24 protein-coding genes and 1 tRNA gene are annotated in these 25430 nt (G+C 66.3%); 10 read left to right on the top strand and 15 right to left on the bottom strand.

All coding sequences use genetic code 11. The features are described from left to right. Positions 1-96: 96 nt before the first annotated feature. The 4 genes from IY716_RS00300 to IY716_RS00285 all read right to left on the bottom strand — a co-directional run bounded on the left by IY716_RS00300 (position 97) and on the right by IY716_RS00285 (position 5579). Positions 97-1446, bottom strand: a complete 1350-nt coding sequence (locus tag IY716_RS00300) for a homoserine dehydrogenase (RefSeq protein ID WP_218219695.1) — start codon at positions 1444-1446, stop codon at positions 97-99. Between the two features lie 56 nt (positions 1447-1502). Continuing rightward, a complete protein-coding gene (locus IY716_RS00295) occupies positions 1503-3044 on the bottom strand; it encodes a diaminopimelate decarboxylase (RefSeq protein ID WP_369699660.1) in 1542 nt (513 codons plus the stop codon). Between the two features lie 18 nt (positions 3045-3062). Next, complete coding sequence (gene argS / locus IY716_RS00290) at positions 3063-4718, bottom strand: arginine--tRNA ligase (protein WP_218219694.1); 1656 nt, start codon at positions 4716-4718, stop codon at positions 3063-3065. Between the two features lie 129 nt (positions 4719-4847). Further along, a complete protein-coding gene (locus IY716_RS00285; RefSeq protein WP_218219693.1) occupies positions 4848-5579 on the bottom strand; it encodes a LysE family translocator in 732 nt (243 codons plus the stop codon). A 90-nt stretch (positions 5580-5669) separates the two neighbouring features. Between IY716_RS00285 and IY716_RS00280 the strand changes: the two genes are divergently transcribed. From IY716_RS00280 to IY716_RS00260, 5 genes are all read left to right on the top strand, one after another. Beyond that, positions 5670-6590: a LysR family transcriptional regulator gene (locus IY716_RS00280; protein WP_218219692.1), complete on the top strand. Its 921-nt coding sequence runs from the start codon at positions 5670-5672 to the stop codon at positions 6588-6590. 33 nt (positions 6591-6623) lie between these two features. Beyond that, the gene (locus tag IY716_RS00275; protein ID WP_255316372.1) at positions 6624-6989 is read left to right on the top strand and encodes a helix-turn-helix transcriptional regulator; all 366 of its coding nucleotides are present in this window, start codon (positions 6624-6626) and stop codon (positions 6987-6989) included. A gap of 34 nt (positions 6990-7023) precedes the next feature. After that, positions 7024-8010, top strand: coding sequence for an SRPBCC family protein (locus IY716_RS00270; RefSeq protein ID WP_218219690.1), 987 nt, complete (start codon positions 7024-7026; stop codon positions 8008-8010). 45 nt (positions 8011-8055) lie between these two features. Then, positions 8056-8451 (top strand): VOC family protein, encoded by a 396-nt coding sequence (locus IY716_RS00265; protein WP_218219689.1) that lies wholly within the window; start codon positions 8056-8058, stop codon positions 8449-8451. A 166-nt stretch (positions 8452-8617) separates the two neighbouring features. After that, entirely contained in the window at positions 8618-9262 is a 645-nt protein-coding gene (locus tag IY716_RS00260) for an NAD(P)-dependent oxidoreductase (protein WP_218219688.1), read from the top strand. A gap of 230 nt (positions 9263-9492) precedes the next feature. Here IY716_RS00260 and IY716_RS00255 read toward each other — a convergent pair. The 5 genes from IY716_RS00255 to IY716_RS00235 form a co-directional block, all read right to left on the bottom strand. After that, positions 9493-9565: transfer RNA gene (locus tag IY716_RS00255), tRNA-Arg, on the bottom strand. Between the two features lie 79 nt (positions 9566-9644). Continuing rightward, positions 9645-9971, bottom strand: coding sequence for an antibiotic biosynthesis monooxygenase (locus IY716_RS00250; protein WP_218219687.1), 327 nt, complete (start codon positions 9969-9971; stop codon positions 9645-9647). 61 nt (positions 9972-10032) lie between these two features. After that, positions 10033-11823, bottom strand: coding sequence for a gamma-glutamyltransferase family protein (locus IY716_RS00245; protein WP_218219686.1), 1791 nt, complete (start codon positions 11821-11823; stop codon positions 10033-10035). An 85-nt stretch (positions 11824-11908) separates the two neighbouring features. Continuing rightward, positions 11909-13498 carry an Rv2578c family radical SAM protein gene (locus tag IY716_RS00240; RefSeq protein ID WP_218219685.1) on the bottom strand — a complete coding sequence of 530 codons (1590 nt, stop codon included), beginning with the start codon at positions 13496-13498 and terminating at the stop codon, positions 11909-11911. A gap of 69 nt (positions 13499-13567) precedes the next feature. Beyond that, on the bottom strand, positions 13568-14647 hold the full coding sequence (locus tag IY716_RS00235) for a putative sulfate exporter family transporter (RefSeq protein ID WP_218219684.1): 1080 nt from the start codon (positions 14645-14647) through the stop codon (positions 13568-13570). Between the two features lie 38 nt (positions 14648-14685). On the opposite strand from IY716_RS00235, the gene tgt reads away from it, so the two are divergent. Further along, a complete protein-coding gene (tgt, locus tag IY716_RS00230; RefSeq protein ID WP_218219683.1) occupies positions 14686-15987 on the top strand; it encodes a tRNA guanosine(34) transglycosylase Tgt in 1302 nt (433 codons plus the stop codon). A gap of 32 nt (positions 15988-16019) precedes the next feature. Here tgt and IY716_RS00225 read toward each other — a convergent pair whose 3' ends face one another. From IY716_RS00225 to IY716_RS00215, 3 genes are all read right to left on the bottom strand, one after another. Continuing rightward, positions 16020-16565 (bottom strand): hypothetical protein, encoded by a 546-nt coding sequence (locus tag IY716_RS00225; RefSeq protein WP_218219682.1) that lies wholly within the window; start codon positions 16563-16565, stop codon positions 16020-16022. Positions 16566-16660: 95 nt separating this feature from the next. Continuing rightward, positions 16661-16894, bottom strand: coding sequence for a hypothetical protein (locus IY716_RS00220; RefSeq protein ID WP_218219681.1), 234 nt, complete (start codon positions 16892-16894; stop codon positions 16661-16663). A 54-nt stretch (positions 16895-16948) separates the two neighbouring features. After that, entirely contained in the window at positions 16949-18559 is a 1611-nt protein-coding gene (locus IY716_RS00215) for a peptide chain release factor 3 (protein ID WP_218219680.1), read from the bottom strand. Between the two features lie 81 nt (positions 18560-18640). Here IY716_RS00215 and IY716_RS00210 point away from each other — a divergent pair, with 81 nt between their 5' ends. After that, positions 18641-19915, top strand: coding sequence for an MFS transporter (locus IY716_RS00210; RefSeq protein WP_255316371.1), 1275 nt, complete (start codon positions 18641-18643; stop codon positions 19913-19915). A 165-nt stretch (positions 19916-20080) separates the two neighbouring features. Continuing rightward, positions 20081-21181, top strand: a complete 1101-nt coding sequence (locus IY716_RS00205) for an NAD(P)-dependent alcohol dehydrogenase (RefSeq protein WP_218219679.1) — start codon at positions 20081-20083, stop codon at positions 21179-21181. An 89-nt stretch (positions 21182-21270) separates the two neighbouring features. Here IY716_RS00205 and IY716_RS00200 read toward each other — a convergent pair whose 3' ends face one another. Continuing rightward, positions 21271-22167: an alpha/beta hydrolase gene (locus tag IY716_RS00200; protein ID WP_218219678.1), complete on the bottom strand. Its 897-nt coding sequence runs from the start codon at positions 22165-22167 to the stop codon at positions 21271-21273. 28 nt (positions 22168-22195) lie between these two features. After that, on the bottom strand, positions 22196-22960 hold the full coding sequence (locus IY716_RS00195; protein ID WP_218219677.1) for a trans-aconitate 2-methyltransferase: 765 nt from the start codon (positions 22958-22960) through the stop codon (positions 22196-22198). A gap of 206 nt (positions 22961-23166) precedes the next feature. Between IY716_RS00195 and IY716_RS00190 the strand changes: the two genes are divergently transcribed. Then, positions 23167-23682 carry a hypothetical protein gene (locus tag IY716_RS00190; RefSeq protein ID WP_218219676.1) on the top strand — a complete coding sequence of 172 codons (516 nt, stop codon included), beginning with the start codon at positions 23167-23169 and terminating at the stop codon, positions 23680-23682. 112 nt (positions 23683-23794) lie between these two features. Continuing rightward, positions 23795-24262: a hypothetical protein gene (locus IY716_RS00185; protein ID WP_218219675.1), complete on the top strand. Its 468-nt coding sequence runs from the start codon at positions 23795-23797 to the stop codon at positions 24260-24262. 62 nt (positions 24263-24324) lie between these two features. Here the strand turns inward: IY716_RS00185 and IY716_RS00180 are convergent, their stop codons facing one another. Beyond that, positions 24325-25347 carry an endonuclease/exonuclease/phosphatase family protein gene (locus IY716_RS00180; RefSeq protein WP_218219674.1) on the bottom strand — a complete coding sequence of 341 codons (1023 nt, stop codon included), beginning with the start codon at positions 25345-25347 and terminating at the stop codon, positions 24325-24327. Positions 25348-25430: the final 83 nt, after the last annotated feature.

Genomic DNA, 25430 nt, shown 5'->3' with positions numbered 1-25430 from the left:
TGCTCCTTCGTCTTCGTGCTGCGGGTGTCTTGGCTGGGCGGTCTGGGGATTCTGCCTGCTCGGGGTTCTGCGGGGCCCGGCTGGCGGGGCCTGGGACTACTGTTCCACCTCGACGCGAAGCACCGAGTTCACCGCTCGGACCACGTCGAGCCCCTTGAGCGTGACCACAGTGTCGTGGAGGTCCTTCTCCCGCGCCAGGTGGGTCACGATCTGCACGACGGCGCCGCGAACTCGCGCAGCTTCGGTGTCGACCTCGCCGTCGGTCGAGACGCTGCCGGGCTGCCGCATGGATTCGATGGAGACGTGGTGATCCGCCAGGACGCGGGCCACCTCGGCGATCACACCCTCGCGATCGGCCACCTCCATGTCGATGTAGTACTGGGTGCGCGCATCGTCCACCGGCAGCGCGCGGACGCTCTGCCAGTCGCCGTTGCTGTCGGTGGAGGCGGGATGCGCCGAACCGCTGTGCAGTCGGCGTGCCACGGAGACGACGTCTCCCATGATCGCCGAGGAGGTGGGCAGTCCGCCGGCACCCTGACCGTAGAACATCAGCTCTCCGGCGTTCTCGGCCACCACGAAGACAGCGTTGAACGCGCCGCGCACGCTCGCCAGCGGGTGGGTGCGCGGCAGCAGGGTGGGGTGGACGCGGAGGATGGCGCCGTCGTCGTTCTTCTCCACGATGGCCAGCAGCTTGATCACATAGCCGGAGGCGGCGGCGGCCTCGATATCGGCCGCGGAGACCGAGGTGATGCCCTCGCAGTAGACGTCGTCGATGCTGAACGGGGCATGGAAGGCCAGAGCGCCGAGGATCGCCGCCTTGGCGGCGGCGTCGTGACCCTCGACGTCGGCCGTGGGATCAGACTCCGCGTAACCGAGGCGCTGAGCCTCGGCCAGTGCGTCGTCGAAGGCGGCTCCCGTGGAGTCCATCTGGTCAAGGATGTAGTTGGTGGTGCCGTTGACGATGCCCATCACCTTGGTGATGCGGTCACCGGAGAGCGACTCCTGGATCGGGCGCAGGATCGGGATCGCGCCGCCCACGGAGGCCTCGAAGCGCAGCAGCGCGCCGGATTCGGCGGCGGCCTCGCTGAGCTGGCCCCCGCGAACCGCGAGCAGCGCCTTGTTGCCGGTGACCACGGCGGTGCCTGCCCGCAGTGCGCCCTCCACCAGTGCGCCGGCCGGTTCGAGTCCGCCCATGAGTTCGATGATGAGGTCCGCCTCGTCCACCAGTGCCTCGGCGTCGGTGGTCAGCAGCTCGCCGGGGATCTTCCAGTCACGCGGGGCCTGCACATCGCGGACCGCGACACCGATCAGCTTGATCGGCGCGCCCACGCGGGAGGAGATGAGCTCGCGCTCCTCGACGAGGGTGCGTGCCACCTGGGCGCCCACGTTCCCTGCTCCGAGCAGTCCGATCTTCAGCGGCTGCCCGCTGGTGCTCGAGTTGGACATCTTGACCTCAATCTCTTGTGCCTGCACGGTTCCCGGTGGTCTGCGCGTGCTGTGTCTCAGGCGGCGGCAAAGCCGGTGTCGCGTCCGAGCATGTCCTGCTCGGTCTCCCGGCGGATGAGCACCTGGGAGTCGCCGTTGTGCACGGCGACCACGGCTGGTCGAGTCAGGTAGTTGTAGTTGCTCGACAGCGAGTGGCAATACGCTCCAGTGGCGGGAACGGCCAGGAGATCATCCCGGGTCGTCGCCGTCGGCAAGTATACGTTTCGCACCACGATGTCGCCGGACTCGCAGTGTTTGCCCACGATGCGAGACAGCGAGTGTTCTCCCGTCACGCGACGGCCCGCCAGCACCGCGGAATACTCGGCGTCGTAGAGGACCCCGCGGGCGTTGTCGCTCATGCCGCCGTCCACGGCGACGTAGCGGCGGGAAGTGGTCGATCCGTCAGGCGCTTCGACCTGCACGTTCTTCTGCACGCCCACGCGGTAGAGGGTGACTCCGGCCGGTCCGACGATGGCGCGACCGGGTTCGATGGAGATCCGAGGCACGCGGAGGTCCTCCGCGGCGCAGGCCTGCTTCACCGTGGCGGCCAGCGCCTTCGCGATCGCCTCGGGGTGCCGGGGCGCATCGGCTTCGGTATAGGCGATGCCATGCCCGCCGCCGAGGTCCAGCTCCGGAAGCTCGACTCCGTAGGCGGTCCGCAGGCTCGCCAGGAAGCTGATCAGCTTGCTCGCTGCCAGCTCGAAGCCGGCGGGCTCGAAGATCTGTGAGCCGATGTGGGCGTGCAGTCCGCGCAGTTCGACGCCGGGAAGCTCCAGTGCGCGGGTCGCAGCGGTCCAGGCCGGGGAGCCGAGATAGGGGCTGGCCTGTGCCTGCTCGGAGGTCTCGGGCGTCCCTGCGACTCCGGATGCGGTGCGGGCCTCGGCGTCCTCCAGGTCAAGGGCCGGCGTCAGGGAGAGGCCGAACTTCTGATCCTCGTGCGCCGTGGCGATGTACTCGTGGGTGGAGGCGTGGACTCCGGGCGTGAGTCGCAGCATCACCGGGGCACGCGTTCCGGCTGCGACGGCGAGGGCGGAGACGCGCTCAAGCTCGTCGAGGGAGTCGGCGATGATCCGCCCGATGCCGGCGTCCAGCGCGCGCTGGATCTCCGCATCGGACTTGTTGTTCCCATGCAGGCCGATGTGCTGCGGCGGCACTCCCCCGGCCAAGGCCAGCGCCAGTTCGCCGCCCGAGGCGGTGTCGACGCAGAGTCCCTCTTCGCTCGCCCAGCGCGCCACGTGGGTGCTCAGGAACGCCTTGCCGGCGTAGAAGACATCGACCTCTGTCTCGGGAGCGAAGGCTGCCGCGAACGCCTCGCGGAAGCTGCGTGCCCGGGCGCGGAAGTCTGCCTCGGAGAGCACGTAGAGCGGGGTGCCGTGCTGCTGAGCCAGGGTCTCGACGTCGGCCCCTCCGATGACCAGGCGGCCTTCGGCGTCGCGGCGCGTGTCCGCCGGGAACAGCGCGGCTTCGAGATCATCGGTGTCTCGGCGTGGCTCAAGCCAGGCGGGGGCCAGCGGATGCCTGTGCAGGGGTGTCGAGGAGGTGGTGTCGGTGGAGGGCAGCTCAGAGGTGATGGCGGCTCACATCCTTTCGGGCGCGGTGACGCCGAGCAGCGCCAGTCCATTGCGCAGCACCTGGGCCGTGGCGTCATTGAGCCAGAGTCTGGTGCGGTTGAGGTCGGTGACAGGATCCTGAACGCCGTCGGGGCTGACGCTGGGCGCCACCCGGCAGACGGCGTACCAGCCGTGATAGGCGCTTGCCAGCGACTCGAGATAACGGGCGACCCGGTGCGGTTCGCGCAGCTCCGCGGCGGAGGCCACCACGGAGGTGAAGCGGCCCAGCTGGGAGAGCAGCTCCTCCTCGGTCTCGTGGGTCAGCAGTCCGGCATCGAAGGATTCACGGTCCACTCCGGCAGCCTCGGCGTTGCGGGCAGCGTTGCGCGAGCGGGCGTGGGCGTACTGGACGTAGAACACCGGGTTGTCGTTGGTGCGCGACTGCAGCAGCTCGGGGTCCACGTCGATCGGCGAATCGGCCGGGAAGCGGGCGAGCGTGTAGCGCAGCGCGTCGGTGCCCAGCCAGTTGATCAGGTCGCTGAGCTCGATGATGTTGCCGGCGCGCTTGGAGAGCTTGGCTCCACGGATGGACATGAGCTGTCCGATCAGCACCTCGATGTTGCGCTCGGGGTCGTCTCCGGCGCAGGCCGCGATGGCTTTGAGCCGAGAGACGTAGCCGTGGTGATCCGCCCCGAGGAGGTAGATCTTCTCGGTGAATCCACGCTCACGCTTGGAGAGGTAGTAGGCGGCATCGGCGGCGAAGTAGGTGGGCTCGCCGTCGGCCTTGAAGAGCACGCGGTCCTTGTCATCGCCGAAGTCCGAGGTGCGCAGCCAAACGGCACCGTCGCGGTCCTCGATATGACCCTGCTCGCGCAGCGTCTCGATGGCGGCGGCGACCTTGCCGTCGGCGTGCAGAGACTGTTCAGAGAAGAAGACATCGAAGTGGACCCCGAAGGCTTCCAGGGTGTCTTTGATCTGGCCCATCTGCGCCTGGTAGCCCAGTTCCCGCACGATCGGCAGGGCTTCCTCGCGCGGCATGTCCTTGACGTCCGGACGGGCGGCGAGGATCTCCTCGGCCAGCTCGATCACATAGGCGCCCGGGTAGCCGCCCTCCGGCACGTCCTCGCCGTGGATGCGCGAGAGCACGGAGTGGCCGAAGACGTTCATCTGGTTGCCGGCGTCGTTGATGTAGTACTCGTTGGCGACCTCGGCCCCCGAGGCGCGCAGCAGCCGGCCGATGGCATCGCCCAGGGCGGCCCATCGGGTGTGCCCGATGTGCAGCGGCCCGGTCGGGTTCGCCGAGACGAACTCGATGTTGACCGTGCGCCCGGCCAGGGCATCGTTGTGCCCGAAGGTGTCCCCGGACTCCACGATGGTGCGCGCGAGCAGTCCAGCCGCAGCGGCCTCCACGGTGATGTTGATGAACCCGGGACCGGCGATCTCGATGCGCTCCACGCCGGAGACCTGCTCGAGGCGTGCGGCGAGGATCTCGGCGAACTGGCGCGGGGCCATGCCGGCCTTCTTCGCCAGCTGCAGGGAGATCGCGGTCGACCAGTCTCCGTGCTCACGATTCTTGGGGCGCTCGACGACGACGGTCTCAGGGAGGTCGACGCTCAGCTCACCGGCTTCGACAGCTTCGGCGAGCACGCTCTTGACAACGGCGGAGAGTTCTTCAGGAGTCACCGGGACAGTCTACGGGGTATGCGAATCAGCCTCATTCGCCCGCCCCGAATCATCTGTTGGGCGAAAATCGTCGGAATAACCGCGCGACGGCGCCCCCAGAACGACGATTTGTGCCCAATGGATGTGATCTCAGGCGAGGAGTCCGAGCACCCCGGTGACACTGAGGTAGACGCCCAGTCCCGCCAGGATCACGCCGCTGCCCATCTCGATGCGCCCGGTGACCACCGGATTGGAGAGCCAGGTGTTCGCTGCATCGACCAGCAGCACGACGCCGACCAGGAAGATCAGCATGCTCATCGCCACAGTCCCGCCCAGCACGCCGATGGCGAAGGCCGGGGAAGCCCCGACCGGGGTGAACTGTGGGAACAGGGCCAGGAAGAACAGACCCACCTTGGGGTTGGTCATACAGCTGGCCAGTCCGATGAGGAATGTGCCGCGGAACGTCGTCACGCTGCGACGGGATCGCGGCTGTGCGGCGACGGCGTCGCGCGGGGCGGCCTCCGGCGCCTGCGGATCATAGGGTCCGCCCACCAGCGCGGGAACACCGGCCGCGGTGCGCACGCGGGATTTCAGCAGAACCCGGGCGCTGCGCATGGCTCGCACTCCCAGAAAGATCACGTAGAGCCCGCCGATGAGGCTGAGGAGTTCATAGGCGACCGGTGACGCCTGGAACAGCGCCGCCAGCCCCGTGGCCGCGAGCGCCGCCCACACCAGGGCGGCCACGGAGGATCCCGTCGCCGCGCCCAGCCCTGCTCGGCGAGAGACCAGCGCGTTGCGCAGAGCGAGCATCGTGTCCTGCCCCGGGGTGACCGCCAGGACCGCAGACACGGCAAGCAGAGCGAGGTAGCTGGAGAGCGTCATGCACCCATCCTGGTCGACACCACTAGTCAGGACAAGCAGATAAAGGCTAATGACTGTTCGTCACTGCCGAATCCGCGGCATACTGAGCACATGTTGAATCCGCACCGACTCCGCGTGCTTCAATCAGTCATCGCCACCGGCTCCATCCAGGGCGCTGCGCGCAGCCTGCACTACTCCCCCGCCACGGTGAGCCAGCACATGAATACGCTGAGCCAGGAGACGGGACTGACCCTGTTTGAACGCACCGGGCGGGGACTGCGCCCGACCCAGGCGGGACTGTCCCTGGCGGAGGGCAGCACCGGCGTTCTCCAGGGGCTCGATGAGCTGGATCGCCTCGTGCAGAACCTGCGTCATGGACACTCCCGGCACCTTGTGATCGCCAGCTTCACCTCGGCGGCCAAGGAGTGGCTTCCGCGCGTGGTGGCCACGCTTCGATCCAGCGAGCCGGAGCTGACGGTGCAGATCAGCTTGAACGAGCCCTACACCGAGAAGACCAGCAACGCAGTGGACATCGACCTCCGCAATGAATCCCCGCTGGAACCGGAAGAGCATTTCAAGGGCTACCTGCGCCACCGCCTCCGGGACGAGGACTTCGCCGTCGTCCTGCCTGCCGGTCATCCCCTCTGCGCGACCGAGATAGTGGAGGTGCACCAGCTCGCGGACCAGATGTGGGTCGATCACGACATCAAAGACAGCCCCAACGGGCGCATGATCCGAACCGCGTGCCAGGCGGCTGGCTTCGTGCCCCAGTTCGCCGCTCGGCTCGATGACCACACTGCCGCGCTCGCGCTGGTGGCAGCCGGACTGGGGATCACGGTCCTGCCCCATCTGGCGCTGCGCGACCTTCCCTCGGGCACCGTGCTGCGCCCGCTGCGCAACCCGACGGTGACGCGCCGAATCGTGGCGCATGTGAGGCAGGATCGCGCGGCTGATCCACTGGTCGCCACCGCCCTGGAGATCCTGCGCCGAGAATCTCAAGATTCGCAGAATCAGTCACTCCAAAACTCTTGACCCGGTATAGGCGCAGGTTTAATGTACAACCAAATGGTTATGCATCGTGGAGAGTCTCAGACCTTCGGTGACGCCGAGGTGGACCGGATCTTCCGGGCGCTGGCTGACGCCACCCGCAGGGACATCGTGAGACGCACACTGGGCGAAGAGGCCACGATCTCCGCCCTGGCCGCGCTCTACGAGATGTCCTTCGCCGCCGTGCAGAAGCACGTCAGCGTCCTTGAAGCCGCAGACCTGGTCATCAAGCGCCAACAGGGGCGTGAACGGCTGGTTCGCGGAAACCCCGACACCCTGCGCGCGGCCCAGACTCTGTTGGATGACTTCGAGCTCATCTGGCGGGGCCGCATCTCCCGCCTGGACACCCTCCTGGAGGAAGACCCAGACGATTCCCGCCGGTAAGCATTGAGCAGCACCGAGACGAAGAAGGCCTGACATGCCCATCACCTCAGTCACCAAGGACACCGATGCACTGACCATGACCGTGGTCGCCGATTTTCCGGTCACGGTCCAGCGGCTCTGGGACGCCTATGCGGACCCCAGGCAGCTCGAGAAGTTCTGGGGGCCGCCCGAGTGGCCCGCCACGTTCTCGCGCCACGATCTGTTCCCCGGCGGACGCTCCCACTATTGGATGACCGGCCCGGACGGATCGCGCTCAGCTGGCTATTGGGAGTTCCTGGCGGTGGATCCTGGACGATCCTTCGAAGTCACGGACGGTTTCGCGGACGAGCAGTGGGCGCCGAGCCAGGAGATGCCCAATATGCGAATGCGGCTGACCTTCGAGGAGACGTCCGACGGCGCGCGGGTCACCACCACCACCTGGTTCAACTCCGGAGCCGACTATCAGCAGCTGATCGAGATGGGCATGGAAGAGGGTATGGCCGCCGCCATGGGGCAGATCGACGGCGTCTTGGAGGACCTGTCCTTCTTCGCGAGCGGCAAGGGGGTTGAGACACAAGTGCTCAGCGACACTCAGGTGCGGTTCACGCGCATCATTCGAGGCACGCCGGAACAGGTGCGGCAGGCCCACCGCGATCCAGACTTGCTGCGAAGGTGGTTGCTCGGCCCGGACGGTTGGCGGATGTCTGACTGCCAGGTCGCGCTCCAGGTCGGGGACCCCTACCGGTTCGCCTGGGAGAAGGAAGAGGACGGCTCGGATGGCTTCGCGCTCTATGGCGAACTCAAGGAGCTGGACGAGCCCCACCGCGAAGTCACCACGGAGTCTATGGAGGGTGTCCCCGGGGAGCCGAACCTCAACGAACAGACGCTGCGACCGATCGACGGCGGCACCTTGCTCACCCTTGTCATCACCTATCCCAACGCGGAAGTCCGGGACATGATCCTGAACACCGGGATGACCGACGGTATGGAGACCAGCTATGCGCGACTGGAGGAGGTGCTGACCGCTTCGACACGAACCTGAGCGATCCAGCCCTGGCTGACCCTCGAGAGGAAGGACGCGTCACCCATGCCTCGACCCTTCACAATCACACTGCCCATCGCCGATCGGAGGCGTTCCTTCGCGTTCTACCGCGAGGGCCTTGAATTGGACCCCGTCGGCGAGCTGGCGGAGGACGGCGTTCCCGAACCGCTGCAGTTCCGGCTCTCCGGGGACACCTACCTCTGTCTGATCCCTACCGGAGGGTTCGGCTGGGTCCTCGGCGCCCGGGAGACGGCGCCTTCGGGCACCAGCGAGTGCCTGCTCGGGATTGCTCTCGCCGATGCGGATCTTGTCACTGGGGTGGCCGAGCGAATGGTCCAGGCCGGCGGAACGCTGTTGACCCCACCAGCCCATCAGCCTTGGGGATTCGAGGCGCTGGTGGCGGACCCTGACGGCCACGCCTGGCAGCTCTACCTGGGGTGACGGACACGTGCACTCACGGGGCGCCTCCCGCAGGCACCCCGTGGGTGCAGTCCTTGAATGCAATCCATGAGAGCCGGGAAGTGATGTGCGCCGATTCGTGTTGTCAGTGACCAGGTGCGCGGGCAGCATGCCTGCGCCACTGACGACCGATCGAAGGAGCAACCCCATGTCACACATCACGGTTCTGGGCGGTACAGGCTACGCAGGTTCCCATATCGCGGCCGAAGCCGCCTCCCGCGGCCACGAGGTCGTCGCTGTCTCCCGTCACGCACCGGAGAACCCGCTTGAGGGCGTGAACTACGTGACCGGCGATGCGACGAGCCGCGAGCTGCTCACAGACCTGGTCGCCAAGACGGATGTGGTGCTTCTGTCGCTGGCGCCGCGCGGCGACATGCTCGGCAAGGTGGTTCAGGTCGCCGCTGTCCTGATCCCCCTCGCAGCCCGGCAGGGCGTGCGGGTGGGTGTGCTCGGCGGCGCCGGCTCACTGAAGGTCTCCGAGGACGGACCACGGCTGATCGATACCAGCGCCTTCCCTTCCGAGTTCAAGCCCGAGTCCATCGAGATGATCGAGGTCCTTGAGGATCTGCGCGCGGCCGATGAGTCGCTGGAGTGGTTCTACATCAGCCCAGCCGCTGGCTTCGGCGGGTATAACCCGGGCGAGCGCAAAGGAACCTACCGCACCGGTGGAGATGTGCTGATCAACGACGACGCCGGGAATTCCGAGCTCTCCGGAGCAGACCTGGGCATCGCGTTCATCGACGAGGTGGAGAAGCCCAAGCACCGGAACGAGCGCTTCGCAGTGGCCTACTGAGGTCGATCAACAGTCGACGGTGATACCAAAAGACTGGGTCACTCTGCCCCCAACGGATGCGCCCAGACACTCGGCGAGTGTAATGTAGGTCACCTAGTCCTCCCCCTGTGGACTAGCGCGGCCCGTCTGGTGAACTGCCCCAGGCGGGCTTATCTCGTCCCTGGTCCCTCAAGACACACGAAAAAGGTCCGCATCCCTTGACCTACAAGGATGCGGACCTTTTTGTACTGTGCCCCCGGCGGGAATCGAACCCACGACCTTTGGTACCGGAAACCAACGCTCTATCCCCTGAGCTACGGAGGCCCGCCAGCTGTGCAATTCGAGGAAGCTGGTTCCTCGAGCAACTGACCGATTTAGATTACCAGCACGGTGACGGTTCCACCTAGCCGGTCACAGAGACGGTGTAGCTCCAGAGCTCGGCGGACATCCCCACGGGTTTCTTCGGCTGCTCACCGGAGGGCGCCTCCCGCTCCGCGGACCCGTGGGACTTCTGGAAGTCCTGCGAGGTCCGCCAGTTCTCGAAGTCCTCCTCACTGGCCCACCGCGTGATGACCAGCCAGGTGGTCCGCTCGTCGGTGGGCTGGAGCAGTTCAAAGCCATCGAATCCGGAAGTGCCCACCATGGAGTCGCGGCGCGCGGCGAACCGCTTGCCCAGCTCGTCGCCGGAGTTCTCAGGGACGGTGATCGCGTTGATCTTGATGACTGTCATGTGCTCATCCTCTCAAACCGCGTCCCGGACCGGGACCGCACCTGCTGGACTTCCGCCGTGTTCATCGGCCTGCGGCGTAGCCCTGCGCACCGCGAGCATTCGCAGCCGCGCCGAGTCGTCCAGTCTGCGGATCCCGGGTCACGCAGGACAGCCGCCCCAGCGCCCAGTCCCCCGCCTGAGTCACGCGGTGACCGCGGGCGCGCAGTCCGGCGATGACCGCGTCACCGAGACGGTCTTCCACGACCGCCCCGCCCGGCTCCCAGGCGCGCGGCCAGAAGGACCCGGGCATCGACGTCGTATGCAGAGTGGGGGCATCGATGGCCTGCTGCGCGGCATGTCCGCCGATGAGCATGCGCAGCAGCATCGGGAGCTGCCACTGATCCTGCTGATCCCCGCCAGGGGTGCCCAGAGCCATGATGGGCTCCCCGGCCTTGAACACGAGCGTGGGTGTCAGCGTGGTGCGCGGACGCCGGCCGGGTTCGAGCCGCGAGGTCGAGTGCTCATCGAGCCATGTCATCTGCAGCCGGGTGCCCAGACAGAAGCCCAGTCCGGGAATCGTGGGAGACGACTGCAGCCACCCTCCAGAAGGCGTCGCAGAGACGATGTTCCCCCAACGGTCCACCACATCGAGATGACAGGTGTCGCCCTTGGTCTCCCCCGCCTTCGACACTGTGGGCTCTCCCGCGCCGAGCCCGGTAGCCGCCGAGCCCACGTCGACCAAAGGCGGGAAGACCTTGTCCGCACCGGGGACGTCGCCTGGACGGAACTCTGCAGAGGCACGTTCACCGATCTGCGCCCGCCGCTGAGACGCATACTCCGTAGAGAGCAGGTGCTCCAGGTTCACCTCCGTGTCCCCGTAATAGGTGTCCCGATCTGCCAGGGCCAGCTTCTGCGCCTCCAGAATCAGGTGGGCGCCGGTCTCGGTCCCGGGGTCGAGTTGTTCGTCCGGGTACCCCTCAAGAATCTTGAGCGTCTGCAGCAACGCGGGACCCTGACCCCACGGGCCAGACTTGGCAATCGTGTGGCCACGGAATTCGATGGAGACCGGATCTTCGTACCCTGCCTCGTGGGACGCGAAATCCTGAGCAGTGATCACTCCCGCATAGTCGCCGCCGTCGGAATGTCGGTGCGGATTCTGCACGAAGGCCTCTGCGGCCTGCGCCACTCGCCCCTTCTTCCACTCTGTCCGGGCCGCCTCGATCCGCTGCACCCGATCCTGAGCGTTGTCACCCGCGGTGAGGAGCTCGCGCAGGACGCCGGCGTATTCCGGGTTCCTCATGATCTGACCCGGTTCGGGCACTCGCCCGCCCGGCATCCAGAGCTCCGCAGAGGAGGGCCAGTGCTCCTCCAAGAGGTCAGCGACGGCGCGGATCGCCCTGACTGCCCCGGGGAGGATCGCATGACCGTCCTCGGCGTATCCGATCGCGAACTCCAGCACGTCGCCCAGCTCCCAGGTGCCGTGATCGCGCAGGAGCACCAACCAGGCGTCGACGGCGGCCGGTATCGCCGCGGCGAGGGCCCCAGCTCCGGGGACACTGTCCAGTCCGAGATCTTGGAAGTGCCGAATGGTGGCCCCTTCGGGTGCCGGGCCCTGGCCCATCAGCACCTGGGGCGCAGCGGGATCCTCGGCTGTGGTGAAGATGCCCACCATGTCTCCGCCCGGGCCGTTGAGGTGAGGCTCCACCACGTGCAGGACGAAGCCTGCGGCCACGGCGGCGTCGAAGGCATTACCTCCACGCTCCAAGACTGCTTGAGCCGACGCCGAGGCGAGCCAGTGTGTGGAGGCACTCATCCCGAAGTGACCCTCAAGGGTGGGTCGGGTGGTGAAGGTGTCGGCGTGGGTGAAGGTCATGGCACTCCTGGACGGGGGCGTGGCCGGGGAGTTGCCCCATGAGCCACATTAGTTGCTCATCAGAACCACCCTAGAGCAGACGTGCTTAGAACAGCGCCGGTTGTGCAGGAACGGAGGCGGAGTCCAGGAGGCCCTGACCGCTGAGGGGCGAGTCAGACATTTGCGACTCAGACAGCGGGGAGTCGGGATCATTGCGCTCGCGCCACATCAGATCCGTGGGCTTGTCGAACCTGTGGCGACGCCGCGCCGCGCGTGCCGAGTCCGCAAGCCAGTGCCGGTACTCCTTGGAGGCATACGAGCCACCCCCGTAGATGCGACGGTATTTGCCCACCAGGCCGGGGTACTCCCGCGCCAGCCACTGCATGAACCACTCCCGAGCCCCCGGGCGAAGATGCAGCGCGCCGGTGGTCACGTAGCTGGCTCCTGCTTCAGCCAGCGCGGCATGGAGAGCATCGATTCGCTCGTCGCCGTCGGTGAGCCAGGGCAGGATCGGCATCGCCAAGACGGAACAGTCCAGCCCAGCATCGGTGATGGATCGGATGAGGTTGAGCCGAGCCCGCGGATCCGGGGTGCCCGGCTCCACCTTCTGCTGCAGCTCCGGATCCAACACCGCCAGCGAGACCGCGACGGACACCGGCACCTGCTGGGCGGCCTCCTGCAGCAGCGGCAGATCCCGCTTGAGCAGGGGCCCCTTGGTGAGGATCGAGAACGGAGTCCCGGAATCGGCCAGCGCCCTGATGATCCCGGGCATCAGCTGATATCTGCCCTCGGCGCGCTGATAGGGATCGGTATTGGTGCCCAGCGCCACGTGCTCACGCTTCCACGAGGGGCGATTCAGCTCGGCACGCAGCACTTCGGCCACATTGGTCTTCACGATGACCTGCGTGTCGAAGTCCCGGCCGGAATCGAGGTCCAGATACTCATGCGTCTTCCGCGCGAAGCAGTTGTGACTGACCACTCCATTGGCGATGAAGTCGCCCGTACTGGTGGTGATGTCGATCAGTTTTTCGGCGTCACCGAGCGGTTCGATATTCAGAATGTCGAGCTCACGCGAGGCGGAGACCTCCGTCCCGAGAACGGATACCTGCTGATCCGTTTCGGGGGGTGCTTCATAGGCCTCGGGAGCCATGCCGAGACCGAAGCCCATCATCCTGTTGTTCACCGTCAGATGGGGACGCTGACTGCTTCCCTCAGACGAAGACTCCGGGGGCATGACGTACTTCCACCCCCGATCAGTCAGGAACCGATGGTCCCCGCTTGCGACGAGCTCGGTACCGTCGCGCAGCGTCACCCGGAAAGCGGGTTTCTCCGTTCCCCATTTTGCCTGAACCTCGGACTCGACGAAGCGCCGATATTTGCCATCCGACTGGGTTCCGACCACCCGGTCGCCGACCGTGACGTCGCGAAGCATCTTCTGCCTCCCGTTAGCCATCAGGATCAGCGTCTCGGGACTCAGGCAGTAGACACACTGGTGCAGGCACCCGCGGGTGGGGTTCACCGTCCAGGAGAAGGGCATGTTCGACTGCCCTGGGACCTTGTTCAGCGCGGTCTTCGCGGCCACCTCATGGAAGGTCACTCCCTCGAACTCGGGGGTTCGCACCGAGCGCATCAGCCCCTTGAGCGGAATGAGCGCGGCGCCGTCGCTCTCCTGTACTGCCTGTCCCTGCCACCTCATGCAGCTATTCGAACATAGTTTCGAATGGGTGTCGAGACCGGCTTGCCGAACCGCCTACACGCCAGCGGCTCAGCCGAGCAGCAGCACGCCCGCCAGGGCGGTGACGACGGCGACCACCGTTCCCGCCCCGCCCAGAATCAGGGCTGATCCGCCTTGGCGCAGGAGAAGGCGAAGATCCACCGCGGCGCCCACCCCGACCATCGCCGTGGTCAGCAGCATCGTGGTCACGTCCGCGCTGAAGTCCAGTGTGCTCTGCGGCAGATCGGTGAACGAGCGCAGGGCCATCATCGCGAGGAACCCCAGCACGAACAGCGGAACCAGCGGAGGCCGTCGCCCCACGGCTGATTCTGCCTCGACGGACCGACCTCGTCGTCCCGCCAGGCTGATCCCCGCGACCACGGGTGCCAGCAGCACCACCCGTGCAAGCTTCACCAGCGTCGCCGTGGCCAGCGCCGTCGCGCCGATGACCCCGCCAGCGGCGACCACCTGACCCACTTCGTGCACACTGGCTCCGATCCAGACCCCCATCTGCTCCTCGTCGAAGCCCAGCACGCCGCCCAGCGCGGGCAGGGCGAGCATCGCCACCGTTCCGTAGAGGGTGACCACCGCGACGGCGGCAGCAGCTGCAGACTGCACCGGTGCGCCGTCGTCGTCCTTGCCGTCGCCACGGTCAATCGCCGCAGCGGCGGCCGCCACCGCCGAGGCGCCGCAGATCGCGGTGCCGGTGGCTAGCAGCATCGTGGTCCCGCGCGGGGTTCCGAAGAGCCGGCCCATTCCGAGCATCCCGAAGAAGGTCACCGTCACCGTAACCGCGACGACAGCCAGCACCTCCCAGCCCAGGCCCAGCAGATCCCCGAGCGCCAGCTGGAGTCCGAGCAGCACGATCCCGGCGCGCAGCAGCTTCTTCGCGGCCCAGCCGAAGCCGTTCTCGGCCCACCAGGGCACCCAACCCAGAGTGCGCAGCGCGATGCCAGCGAGCACCGCCACCAGAAGTCCGGAGATCACCGGCGTCAGCTCGGCGATGATCCGCTGGGCGGCAATGGCGATGATCAGCGCGAGCGCCACCCCGGGAAGGATCTCAGCGGTGCGCTGCCAGAGTCGCGACAGCCGCGGAATCAGGTTCGTGGTCACAGTCTGCAGAAGGGGCACCGGACAAGCATAGGACCCGCCTGCCCTACACTGATCGGGTGCCGAATCAGCCGAACGAAGAGCCCCAGTCCGCCGTCGAAGCGCACGCAGCACGCCACCCGCAGGCGAGCCGGGACTCGTTCGGCTTCACCGTAGAAGCCCGGATTGAAGGGGCGCTCGGTCGTACCGGCACCATACGCACCCCGCACGGGGACATCCGCACGCCGGCCTTCATACCCGTGGCCACCAAGGCGACCATCAAGTCGGTCCGCCCCGACGAGATCCTCGAGGTCGGGGCGCAGGCCACGCTGGCCAACGCCTACCACCTGAACCTGCAGCCCGGCACCGACGTGCTCGACGCCGCCGGCGGTCTGGGCAAGTTCATGAACTGGCCCGGACCTACCTTCACCGACTCCGGCGGGTTCCAGGTCATGAGCCTGGGCGCGGGGTTCAAGAAGGTCATCACCATGGACTCCTCTGTGGTCCCCGACGACGCGGCGGTTGCCCCGGACAAGGAGCGGCTCGCGCTGGTCGACGACGACGGCGTGACGTTCAAGTCCCACATCGACGGCTCCACCCACCGGTTCACTCCCGAGATCTCAATGAAGCTCCAGCACGAGATCGGCGCTGACATGATCTTCGCCTTCGACGAGCTGACGACGCTGTTCAACACCCGCGCCTACCAAGAGACTTCGCTGGAGCGCACCCGACTCTGGGCCGAGCGCTGCCTTGCTGCGCACCGCAGCCTCACCGAGGAACGCAGTCACCGGCCCTACCAGGCGCTCTTCGGCGTCCTTCAGGGCGCGCAGTACGAGGACCTGCGCCGCAAGGCCGCTCAGGACCTGGGGTCCATGGAGATCGACGGTCAGAGCTTCGACGGATTCGGCATCGGCGGCGCGTTGGACAAGGAGAACCTCGGAACCATCGTGGGCTGGATGGCGGAGGAACTCCCCGAGGACAAGCCACGCCACCTGCTGGGCATCTCCGAACCCGAGGACATGTTCACCGCGATCGAGAACGGTGCGGACACCTTCGACTGCGTCTCACCCTCCCGCGTGGCGCGCACCGGTCGGGTCTATCACCCGGACGGCCGCTTCAACATTCCCCAGGCGCGGTTCAAGAAGGACTTCTCCCCGATCGACGCGGAATGCACGTGCTACACCTGCACGAACTACACGCGCGCCTATCTGCATCACCTCTTCAAGGCCAAAGAGATGCTCTACAACACGCTGTGCACCATCCACAACGAGCACTACACGATCAAACTCGTCGATGACATCCGCGCCAGCATCGAACAGGGCCGTTTCTATGAGTTCCGCGATGCCGTGCTCGGCCGCTACCAGGCAGGGTCTAAGCCCTAGGGCCTTTGGTTTCCGGGACCAAAGGTTCCGGTCTACAGGCTGCCCAGCAGCTCGCGCCAGACCAGCTTCCAACGCTCCACCTCTTCCGGGGAGCTCAGCTTGGTGTGGCCGACCCCCACCGAGGACTTTCCTCCGGGCTTGTCCGAGATGGTCACCGCGACCCTGCTGCCGTCGGCAAGCGCGACGCGCCAATACCTCCAGCGCTCCGAGCGGGATGTTCCGGGTTCACCGTGGAATGGCACGCCGCCGAAGGACTCATGACCCTCCACCAGCTGGACCCAGGCGTTCAACGCCGCATCCATGTCTCCGGCGTAGGTCTTCGACACCGAAGCCTGGAACTCCCCCGCCCGCGATTCACCCGGACGGCGCAGCCCGTGGTGCTGCTCATAGGCCACTGCCACGCTCTGCGCCCACCAGCCGGGATTCTCGATGTCTGAGGGCATGTGGTCATAGACGATCCCCACGATCTCCCGGTGCGGCAGAGCATCAGCCCCGGCGCCGTCGAGGGCTTGGACCCATTGCGCCCAGGCGCGCCGGGTGGTCCGTTCGATGGCGGCCGTGCTGTGCTTCTTGACCATTCTTCGAGCCTACGCCGCGATCCGATCCCCGGGACAGGGTCGGCGGGTCAACCGCTGGTTCGGTGAGAAGGTCAGACGCAGGTTCGGGGGCGGGGTCAGCGGGTCGGTGATGACCCGTCGATCGGCATATGGGGAAAATGTTCCCATAGGTCGCGCACCTTGCGGAACTGGAGATCATCCTGAAGCTGTTCCAGCTCCTGGACCAGGGCCGGACGTGCACCGGCTGACTGGGCGGCCACCACCAGATCTTTGGGGAGTGTCGGTGTGGCCGTGTGATCGAATGCGGTCCTGACCGCTTCGACGAGCTCTACTCGGGTGACAGCGTGCATGGTGTTCCTTCCAAGAGGGTTCTGCATGGGGTGCCCGCAGCCCTCGGCGATCGGTCACATCCGTGCTGTGACCGAACCGCTGGTTGCGCCGCCGGAGGGTTCCGGAAGCAGGTCGGGGTGGTCGCGCTGAACGGTGCGCAGCCTCCACGGGTCTCTGAACAGCGCCACGGGGGTGCCGTCGCTGCGGTAGAGCACTTCACAGTCCTGACGCTGTCGCAGGATGTCTGCGGCGTCGTCGTCGATGTCACGAGCCACGGAAAAGTCCAGCGGCTCGAAGGAGACGGAGGCCCCGAAGTCAGACTCCATCCGAGCGGAGACGACCTCGAACTGCATCGGGCCGACGGCGCCGAGCACCGGGCGCTGCTGGCCGCGGCGCTCGGAGAAGAACACCTGGATGACACCTTCGCGGTCCAGCTGCTCGATGCCCTTGCGGAACTGCTTGTGCTTGCTGGCGTCGCCGGTCTTTCCGACCCGGAAGTGCTCCGGAGCGAAGGGCTTGAACGGCGGGAACATCACCCGCTGACCGGCGTAGAGGGTGTCTCCCGGACGCAGCGAGGAGGCGTTGACCAGGCCGACGACGTCGCCCGGCCAGGCGGTGTCCACGGTGGTGCGGTCGCGGCCGAATACCTGCTGCGAGTACTTCGTCGGGAACGGCTTCTCGGACTGGGCGTGGGTGGCGACCATACCGCGCTCGAAGACCCCGGAGCAGATGCGCATGAACGCGATGCGGTCGCGGTGGGCCTTGTCCATCCCGGTCTGAACCTTGAAGACGTAGCCGCTGAAGTCCGAAGTGATCTCGTGCGGCGCGCCCTCGGCGTCTTCACGGGCCTGCGGGTGCGGGCCCTCCTTCATCAGGAAGTGCAGCAGCTCCTCGACCCCGATGTTCTGCACGGCGGAGGCGAAGAACAGCGGGGTGGCTTCCTGGGAGAGGAAGGCCTCGCGATCGTAGAACCGGTCATCGACCTCCAGCAGAGAGGATTCCTCCACTGCGGTCTGCCAGGCGTCGGGGTATTCGGTCTCGGCGACCTCGGCAGAGAGCGGCTCCGCGAGGACCTTCTTGGCGCCGCCGGGGGCGCGGACGTAGCGGTTCATGGTCATCGCATCGGGGTGCAGCAGACCGAGCATGTGCCCGGAGTCCCCGACGGGCCAGTTGCGCGGCATCGAGCGCATGCCGGTGCGGGTGAGGATCTCATCGACGAGCTCCAGGGCGTCCTGCCCGGGGCGGTCCCATTTGTTGATCACAGTGATGACCGGCAGCTTGCGCGCTCGGCAGACCTCGAAGAGCTTCATGGTCTGGGACTCCATGCCCTTCGCTGCATCGATGAGCATGATCACAGCATCCACGGCGGCCAGCACGCGGAAGGTGTCCTCGGAGAAGTCGGCGTGACCGGGGGTGTCCACCAGGTTCACGACGGCGTCGCCCACCTTGAACTGCAGGACCGCGGAGCTCACGGAGATGCCGCGCGCCTTCTCCATGTCCATCCAGTCCGAGACCGTGCCCCGGCGTCCCGCCTTGCCGTGGACCGCGCCAGCCTCGGTGATCGCGTCCGAGTGCAGCAGCAGGGCCTCACTCAACGTGGACTTGCCGGCATCGGGATGCGAGATCACCGCGATGGTGCGGCGAGCCAAGGCCTCCCCTAAGATCTGCTTGGTGTCTGCTTCCATCACACCCCAGACTCTACTCTCACGCATGGGGAGAGTTGAATCCGTGGTGTGCTGCGGCCGCCACGACTGAATCCCTGTCACATGCGCCAGAGCACTGAGGAGTCTGACATCAGTTCCCGTCCCAGCTCGCTGAAACGATCCCTCACCTGGTGGGTCGTGGTGCTCGCAGCAGGTCTGATCTCGGCCATGACCTTTCCGGGACAGACGGCGGGCCTCTCGGTCTTCACCGACCCGCTGATCGACGAGCTGGGCATCGACCGGACGGCGATCTCGCTGAGCTACCTGGTGGGCACGCTCCTGGGCGCCTCGGTGCAGCCGTTCATCGGACGGGCCCTGGACAAATGGGATACCCGCACGGTGATCATCTGCATCGGCGCGGGCTTCGCCGCCATCCTGCTGCTGCTGAGCTTCGTCACCGAGATCTTCGGCCTCACCGTCGGATTCATCGGGGTGCGGATGGCCGGCCAGGGCGCCCTGAGCCTGGCGGCCACCACTGCCATCTCGCGTGCCGTCACGGAGCGAAGAGGACTCGCGCTCGGAATATCCGCGGCCGTGGGATCCGCTGGAATCTCGCTGGCGCCGATCGCCCTGGAGCGCCTCATCTCTGCCGTAGGTGTGCACTGGGCCTGGCGCTGGGAGGCGTTGGCGGTGCTTCTCGTGGTGGTGCCCGCTGCGCTGCTGATGCGCCCCACCGATCGGCGCGGTGACCATGATCCAAACTCCGTGGCGGCCCACGGGTGGACGCGCGGCCAGGCCCGCCGGACGGGCATGTTCTGGGTCATCTGCGCCGCGACCTCGTCGACCTCGATGTTGGGCACGGCGTTGGTCTTCCACCAGATCGCGATCCTGGGCGGCCAGGGCCTGTCTCCACTGGAGGCGGCGGCGAACTTCCTCCCGCAGACCGTCACGGCGCTGCTGAGCACGCTGTTGGTAGGCGGACTCATCGATCGCACCAACCCACGGATCTGGCTGGTGGTCTCCATGGCGTCCCTCGCCGGGGCTCTGCTGTTCATACCATTGGCCGCGCCCGGACTGATGGGGATCCTCTACGGCCTGATCCTCGGCTGCGCGCAGGGATCCCAGCGCGGGATGGAGGCCGCGTCTATGGTGAAGTACTTCGGAGTCCTGCACATCGGCGCCATTCGTGGACTCTCCGTGTCGATCAGCCTCGCCGCGTCAGCGTTCGGGCCCTATGCGTTGGCCTTCGCCGCAGACCTGGCCGACGGGTTCGTGCTGCCCATCATGGTCATGAGCATCATCCCGCTGGCAGTCCTGGTGGCCGGTCTCCTGGTGAAGGATCCACGGGAACCCGAGGCATTCGATGGTGCTGACAGGTCCGGACACGCTGCTCCCTAAAGACCGGACGCGCTGCTCATGAGAGATCGCTGGGGTCGGGGCGGGAGAGATGGGCGTAACGTGGCAAGTGGAACATGCCCCTGTCGCCACCCGGCGCAGCAGGGGCCGTGAGCCAGAACTTTTCGATCACGAGTCACCGTTCTGACACCCCTCGAAAGGAACCACATGAAGACCAAAGCAGCTGTCGCCGTCGCACCGGAGACCGATCTTGAGATCCGTGAACTGACCCTCGACGAGCCCCGCCCGGACGAGCTGCAGGTGAAGATGGTCGCCTCGGGTGTGTGCCATACCGACGCGATCGTCCGCGATCAGTGGTATCCCGTGCCGCAGCCGGTGGTCCTCGGCCATGAGGGCGCCGGAATCGTGCAGAAGGTCGGCTCCGCCGTGTCCGGCTTCGACGTGGGCGACAAGGTCGTCGTCGGGCCCTCCTTCTGCGGCCAGTGCGAGCAGTGTCTCTCGGGTCACCCGATGTACTGCGTCGACTTCTATGACCGCAACTTCGGGGCGAAGCGCGGGGATGACTCCACCGCGTTCAGCACCGACGACGGCGAGTCCGTCGGCTCCCATTTCTTCGGCCAGTCCTCCTTCGCCGAGTACACCAACCTGCCCGCCCACGGCGCCGTGAAGGTGCCCGAGGATGCTCCCCTGGAGCTGCTCGGACCGCTGGGCTGCGGCATCATGACCGGAGCCGGAGCCGTGTTGAACGTCCTGCGTCCGAAGCCAGGCTCCTCCATCGTCATCTTCGGCACCGGTGCCGTAGGCATGGCGGGCATGCTGGCGGCCAAGGCCGCCGGTGCGACGACGATCGTCATGGTCGACATCGTGCCCGAGCGCCTCGAGTTCGCGAAGGAGCTGGGGGCCACCCACACGGTGAACTCTAAGGAGACCGATCCGGTGGAGGCTGTCAAAGAGATCACCGGCGGCGGCGCGCAGTTCGCGCTGGATACCACGGGCGTACCCCCAGTGTTCTCACAGATGACCAAGTCGCTCGCGGTCCAGGGCCACGGGGCCCTGGTCGGCGCCGCCAAGCTCGGCACCGAGGCGCCCTTCGACATCGGCACGCTGCTGGTCTCTGGCATCACCGTGAGCCTGGTGATCGAGGGCGATGCCGTGCCCAAGGAGTTCATCCCGCGGATGATCTCACTGTTCCAGCAGGGGAAGTTCCCCTTCGACAAGCTCACCAAGAGCTACCCGTTCGATGAGATCAACACCGCGTTCGCGGATTCCGCCGCAGGCACGACCCTGAAGCCGATCATCACCTTCTGATCGCCCCCAGCTCAGGGCGGCGCTCCACATCACGTGGGGCGCCGCCCTGCGTCTGACCGCGTTCTCCTCAGGAACAACGCCCTTTGGCCTCAGTCGCGGAGGTGTTCCCGCACCGACGCTGTGATTTGCTCATAGACCGGGAGCACCACCTCGCGCTGCGCGCCGAGCATGTTGAACGCGTGGCCGACTCCCCTGAGGTCTACGTGGTCGACCAGCGCGTTGGCCTCCCGCAACCGCTGCGTGTACCGAACGGCCTCCTCGCGGAGGATGTCCTTCTCCGCGGAGACGACCAGCGCTGGGGCGATTCCTCCCAGGGCAGCGGTGTCCGAGGCCCCGGCCGGTGAGGCGAGCCGATCCTCTCGCAGCTTGATGTCCGGGCAGTAGGCGGCGTTGAACACCGGACCCATCCGGACGAGGAACTTCTCCTGCCCCGACGACCACTTCTGCGACGAGGGGATCGTCAGGTCCAGCGCGGGATACATCAGCACCTGCAGAGCGATGGACGGTGAGCCGTGCTCCAGCGCGAGCCGAGCCACGCCGGCAGCGAGGGATCCGCCTGCGGATTGACCACCCACAGCGATCCTGGCCCCCGACCACGGACGCTCGGGAGATGCCGCCCAGGCAGCGACGTCGTAAGCCTGCTCCACCGGACCCGGGAAACGGGATTGAGGCGCGGGGATGTAGTCCACGTTGAGCACCGTGACCTGTGCCTGGTGGGCGAGGAACCGGCACAGCGGGTCATCCTGCTCCGGGTGACGCATGACGAACCCACCGCCGTGGAAGTTCACATAGACGCCCCTACCTGCGGCACCACCTGGCGGCGTGTAGGCGACGGCGCGCAGCTCCCCGTGCCGAGTCGGGACGGCGATCTCTTCGGTGATGGCGGGGATCTCCGTGAACGCGACCTCGGCCGGCAACCGCGAGGACCCCGGCGCCTTCTGCAGGAGCCTCGCGAGTCCGTCGGCGAGCCACAGGGGAAGTGTCATCTCAGTTTCTCTCAGTCGGTGGTGGTGCTCATTCTCGCGCAGTGCACACCCAGACGGTGCGGTGCGCGCGGGGCGCCAGCGTCAGCTCCGCGGCGGGCACCTCGACCTGGTGAGCGAGCGCGGCCCGGTCCTCCGCCGATAGGTTCTCGAGCCGAAGCAAGCGTGCAAGCCAGTGTTGCGCGTTCTCTCGCGCGGCGGCCGTGGCGGGGGCGCGGGTGCTCAGTGCGGTCTTGGTGACGGTGAAGCCCGCGTCCTCGAGAGTGTTGGTCCAGTCGGGGTGCTGGTTCCACCCCTGGGCATCCGCGGCTTCGTGGCACCGCTGTTCAAGCGCCGCCTGCTCGGGGTCACTGAGAAAGGTCGGCAGGGTCGCAAGTTCGACGACGACGAGGCTCCCTCCCGGCGCGAGCGCGTGCCGGATCCCGGAGAGCAGCTGAGTGGGATCGGCCACGTGGTGCAAGGAGGATGCCGCCCACACCAGGTCGATGTGCTCTGTAGGGATCTGCGGGAAGCCCTCGTCCAGGTCCGCGGCCACTGCGGTGAACCCCTGCGACTTCAGAAGGTGGAGCATCTCGGGGTCATGGTCCACCGCTATCACTGAGGCTTCCGGGAATCGTTCGTGCAGGAGTCTGCTGCCAGTGCCGGTACCCGCTCCGAGATCGACGACGACGCCGGGATCTGTCACGCCGGAAAGGTCAAGTGCCGAGGCGAGTCCCGCCCCGAAGACCTCCGCGTCCAGATCGAGGGACCGGCGGAGTTCGTGATTCGCTGACTGAACGTGAGTGTGGTGGTTCATGCGTCTAACGTAAGAGCAACGACCGCGATCAGCAGACTGACTTGCTGTTTCTGCAAGAATCGGTGGGCAAGTCAATGCTCGAGACGGGAAGGACTCGACGAAGCGGTACGCCTCAGACTCCAGCTCTTCCCTCGTCATGTGCTCCCGGCTGGGCCCTTTCGCTCACCCAGAATCTCTCACCGATGACTGTCAGTTCGAATGCCTCCATGGGCACAGTGTATGCACGGGTTCCAGCGGTCGGATGCCTCATTCGACGTCGCACCTTGGCCATCTGGTTCGCATTGATTCTCGTATCCTCCGACGTGTTTAAGCATGAAGGCATGAGACAAACACTCATACGTACCGGCGCATTGTTCTCTGCAGTTGTTCTGACGACCTTTTCTACGACCTCCTGCGGCAGCGTGGAACCCGATGACACCTACGACAGCGTCGAAGACTTCCGCTCGGCCCTAGATTCCGGAGGATTCTCCTGTGAGATTCTCCAGACCAAACATGAGTTCGACGGCTACGGCGAGAGCATGAGCTGCGCCGAGGGACACTCGATCATCGTGTGGGATGGCGACTTGCCCACGGGAATGCAGGATCTCGGCGATGGCGACGTCGGCACCACGCAGCATCTCCGTGGAGAGAATTGGGATGTTTCCTCGTCCAACTCTGCCTTGCTCAATGACATGCAGGAGACGGTCGGCGGTGAGCGGACCGCCCGGGGGTTCAAGTATTGATCAGCAGCACCCCATCGCGAAACATCCCATGAAGGACACTCATCAGGGTGATCGGCGCTGGAATTCCCGGAAGATCTAGCGAAATTCATTTCGACTATGCCACGATCAAGTGATGGCTTCCAAATATTCCATTTCCATTCTCGCCGTGGCTGGCTTGGTCCTCGCTTCCTCCCCCGGCTGCTCGGCTGAGTCCGGGCCCGCCAGCGGTGTGGATGAGAACTCCGCGGAAGAACAGAGCGTCCCTGAATCCCAGACCTTCACCGACTTGGAACAGGACCCCGAGAATGAACGCGCCGTACCCGACTCGGTGCCAGATCGCGCACTGGATCATTTTGACCGCGACGCCACGCGTTGGGTCGGAGAATACAAAGGCACCCAGCTATGGCTCGGCATGGCGAAAGATGACACGGGTCCATGCCTGCTCTCCGTCCCGCGCAACGAGGACTGGCTTGCCGGGTGCGGAGGAGGACAGGTGCAGATCAGCGGAGGCGGGCGGGTGTACATCGCCGTGCCCGATGACGCGGAGCAGCCCCGCAATTCGACACCCGTCTCCACGAACGTCTTCGCCCGAGGCGACTGACAGCACTGCTGCGCGAAAGCCCTACGGTGTGAAGGAGTACTCAGACGCGCGTTCTTCATGACTCAACGGGCACGGATGATCTCGGCCACGACCGGTCGGTGGTCACTGCGAGCCGCCTGTTCGTCTGCGAGGACCACGAAGCTGGTCGTCTCCCAGTGGGCACCGGTCAACACATGATCGATCGGCGCACCGAGGACGCTTGGCACACCGGTCGGCCACGTGCCGTCGGCCGCTGAGCCGACCGCCGCGGCAGAATCCACACAGGCTCCGAGTTGACCGCCAGACTCAGTTTCTCTGTAGTCGGCCCAGTGATCGATGGTGGAGTTGAAGTCACCGGCCATCACCACGTCCGGGCCACACTGGTGGGCCGCCCAACTGAGGCCGCCGCGCCACTCGTGCATCATCTCCGGCAGCGGAGGCGCCGCGTGCACGGCGACGAATGCAGGCAGCGCTGGATCGTCCGTGCGCCAGACGCCGCTGGGCAGCCTAGGTGTGCTGCCCGCGTCAGCGTCGTGGTGATACTCCCCCAGTTCAGCACTGACGACCAGCGCCGTGGGAGTGCTCCCGCGCCCCATGCCTCCATCGGTCACATCCCAGGAGTACTCCAGCCCGGCATCCGCCAGCAGCATCGCGACCTCACTGGCCACTTCCGGCGTAGTCTCCGGGAACATGGCTGCGTCCACGCCGTGATCGACGATCACGCCGGCGATCTGCGCAGCGGAGGCTCCACCGCCCTGGGTGTTCCAGGCCAGAATCGTGAGAGACGCGTGCGAGCGGTCTGATCCGCTGTCCTCCACCTCAGTGTCCCGCTGGTCCGAGGCGGACGCGGCGGCGATTCCGCGGTCCAGGACCACACCGAGATTCCAGATGCTCCCAGCCAGCAACACCGAGAGCATGACCACCAGCGGGACGCGGAGCTTCGTGACCGCGAAACAGAGCCCTCCAATGATCAGGGCCAGTACGCCGAGTACCAGCGCGAGCACTCCGCGGAACGAGACCATCTGCGCCGGTCCCAACACCTGCTCGACATCGAAGAGTCGGGGTTCCACCGCGAGCGCCACGGTCAGGACGGAAGCGGCTCCCACTGCGCAGACCGAGATCCATCGAGGACGTTGCGTCAGGTGTGGGGCCGGGGAGGGTCTTTTCGTCATTGCGGAGGGCCTATTCC

It is taken from the genome of Nesterenkonia sp. Act20 (assembly GCF_019173455.1).
In the GTDB taxonomy this organism is placed as follows: Bacteria; Actinomycetota; Actinomycetes; order Actinomycetales; family Micrococcaceae; genus Nesterenkonia.
Note: the sequence above shows the minus strand (reverse complement) of the source record. Positions and strands in the feature narration are given on the sequence as shown.